The 2,246-nt window shown below is 67.4% G+C and carries 1 protein-coding gene; it reads right to left on the bottom strand.

From position 1 onward, the window contains the following. A partial coding sequence (locus ACF8FB_RS04405) for an Ig-like domain-containing protein (RefSeq protein ID WP_392511063.1) occupies nucleotides 1–2,246 on the bottom strand: 2,246 nt, incomplete at both ends.

Here is a 2,246-nt window from a genome sequence, read left to right as displayed (position 1 = left end):
AGGTCGATCAGGAAGGTGCCGTTGGCACCCACGACACCCGTGCCGATCACGGTACCATTGGCATCGCGCACTTCGACAGTGGCACCCGGTTCGCCGCGACCGCTCAGGGCCAGGCCGTCAGCACCAACTGTAATATTGGTTACTGCGTCAGGCGGTGTGATGTCCGGCGCATCGAACTGCAATGGGGCAGAGCTGTTACCGGCGGCATCCACCAGACGCACATCGAGTGCTTCACCATTGGCCTGGGCAGGCGACAGGGTGAGGCTGAACAGGCCGTCGGCACCGACGACACCAGTACCGATGACAGCACCGCCGGCATCGCGTACCTGCACGGTGGCACCGGGCTCGCCGCGACCGGTGAAGGTGACGCCATCGGCCAGGGCCAGGTCAGTCGGTTGCGCGGGCGGCAGCAGGTCGGCCGAGGTGACCGAGCCCGGTTGGGAAACGTTGCCGGCGGCGTCGGTGAGGGTGACTTGCAAGGTGCTGCCGTCGTTGACGGCAGGGTCCAGGGCGATGACGAAGGTGCCATCTGCAGCGACGGTGCCGGTCGCGAGGATGTTGCCGGCCGCGTCACGCACCTGCACGGTGGTGCCCACTTCGCCTCGACCACTGAGCTGGCTGCCGGCGAGGCCGATCACCAAGTTTGTCGGTGCTTCAGGCGGGGTGGTATCGCCGCCGTCGATGTCCGGCGCGGTAAGGTTACTAACGGTGGAGACGTTGCCTGCCGCATCGGTGGCTGTCACTTGCAGCACTTCGCCGTCTACCTGTGGCGGGTCGAGGGTGATGCTGAAGCTGCCGGTAGCGCCAACTACCACGCTACCCAGCAAAGTGGTGCCGTCGGCGGCCAGCACGCGTACGGTGCTGCCCGGTTCGGCACGGCCGGTGACCACGCTGCCGTCGGCATTGATCACCAGCTCGCTCGGTGCGGCAGGGGCGGTGATGTCGGGTGCGGTGATCTGTGCGGGCAGCGAGGAAACGCCGCCGTCATCGATGGCGACCACGTCCAGCAGTTCGCCGTTGGCCTGGGCCGGGTCGAGGGTAACGGTGAAGCTGCCGTCGGGGCCCGCCACCACAGTGCCAATCAGCGTGCCGTTGGCGTCATGCACTTCCACACGGGTGCCGGCAGGTGCGGTACCGCTGATGCTGCTGCCGTCTTCGGCGAATACCAGGTCGCTGGGGCTGGCGGGCGCAGTGGTGAGCGGGACTTCGAATTGCAGTGCCGAGGAAGCGTTGCCGCTTGGGTCGGTCTGTACCAGGCTCAATTGCTCGCCCGGCTGAGCGGCCGGGGCGAGGTCGATCAGGAAGGTGCCGTTGGCTCCCACAACACCCGTGCCGATCACGGTGCCACTGGCATCGCGCACCTCAACAGTGGCGCCGGGTTCGCCGCGACCGCTCAGGGCCAGGCCGTCAGCGCCGACGGCAATGTTGCTCACCGCACCGGGCGGGGTAATGTCCGGCGCATCGAATTGCAGCGGCGCAGAGGCGTTGCCGTCAGCATCCACCAAGCGTACGTCGAGGGCTTCGCCGTTGGCCTGGGCAGGTGACAGGGTGAGGCTGAACAGGCCGTCGGCACCGACGACACCGGTGCCAATCAGGTTGCCGGCAGCATCGCGCACTTGCACGGTAGCACCAGGCTCGCCGCGACCGGTGAAGGTGACGCCATCGGCCAAGGCCAGGTCAGTCGGTTGCGCGGGCGGCAGCAAGTCGGCCGAGGTGACCGAGCCCGGTTGGGATACGTTGCCGGCAGCGTCGGTGAGGGTGACTTGCAAGGTGCTGCCGTCGTTCACGGCAGGGGCCAGGGTGACGATGAAGGTGCCATCTGCAGCGACAGTGCCGGTCGCGAGGATGTTGCCTGCCGCGTCACGTACCTGCACGGTGGAGCCGGCTTCGCCTCGACCGCTGAGCTGGCTGCCGGCAAGGCCGATCACCAGATTGGTCGGTGCTTCAGGCGGGGTGGTATCGCCGCCATCAATGTCCGGCGCGGTGACCGAGCTGGCAACGGAAGTGTTGCCAGCGGCATCGGTCGCCGTGGCCTGCAGCACTTCGCCGTCAACTTGTGGCGGATTGAGGTTAAGGCTGAACACGCCGGTCGGGCCGACCAAGGCAGTACCCAGTTCGCTACCGTCGGCAGCCACGATGCGCACGGTGCTGCCCGGTTCGGCACGGCCGGTGATAACGCTGCCGTCCGCGCTCACCGCCAGTTCGGTTGGGGCGGCAGGGGCGGTGATGTCGGGGGCGGTGATCTG

It is taken from the genome of Pseudomonas sp. yb_2 (assembly GCF_043103905.1).
Taxonomy (GTDB): domain Bacteria; phylum Pseudomonadota; class Gammaproteobacteria; order Pseudomonadales; family Pseudomonadaceae; genus Aquipseudomonas; species Aquipseudomonas alloputida.
The sequence above is the reverse complement of the archived record's forward strand: the minus strand, read 5'-3'. Positions and strand labels throughout refer to the sequence as shown.